Genomic DNA, 487 nt, shown 5'->3' with positions numbered 1-487 from the left:
CGGCGTGCGGATCGCGCTCGATGATTTCGGGACCGGGTATTCGAGCCTGAGCTACCTGCGGCGCTTTCCCTTCGACCGGATCAAGATCGACCGCTCGTTCATTCGCGAGATCGCCGATCCGGACACCGCCGCGATCGTGCGCGCGGTGGTGGGGCTCGGCGCTCATCTCGGCACCAGCATCACGGCCGAGGGCATCGAGACCGAGGCCCAGTTGGAGCAGGTGCGTCGAGAGGGATGCACGGAGGTCCAGGGCTTCCTGTTCAGCCGACCGATGCCGAGCGCGGACGCCCGTGCCTTCCTCGCGCTCCGTCGCGACGCCGCTTGAGGAGCGGGTCTGCGCTCGGGCCGTCATAAAACGGATCAGGGATGTGTTGACGGTTGGATTTTGTGTCCGTATAGGGCTGTTCATCGGCGGCGGCCAACGGGGTTTGGCGGCTCACCGGCGCTTCTTTGGATGATCGGATGGGTGATCCGGCTGAATGCTGGA

The 487-nt window shown here is 65.3% G+C and carries 1 protein-coding gene; it reads left to right on the top strand.

Going from position 1 to position 487, the window contains the following annotated elements; genetic code table 11:
* On the top strand, positions 1-325 hold a 325-nt coding region (locus MKK54_RS24425), incomplete at its 5' end, for an EAL domain-containing protein (RefSeq protein WP_244015301.1).
* Between the last annotated feature and the right edge of the window lie 162 nt (positions 326-487).

Source organism: Methylobacterium sp. J-068 (genome assembly GCF_022829445.1).
GTDB lineage: Bacteria > Pseudomonadota > Alphaproteobacteria > Rhizobiales > Beijerinckiaceae > Methylobacterium.
This window is presented reverse-complemented; position numbering and strand designations above follow the sequence as displayed.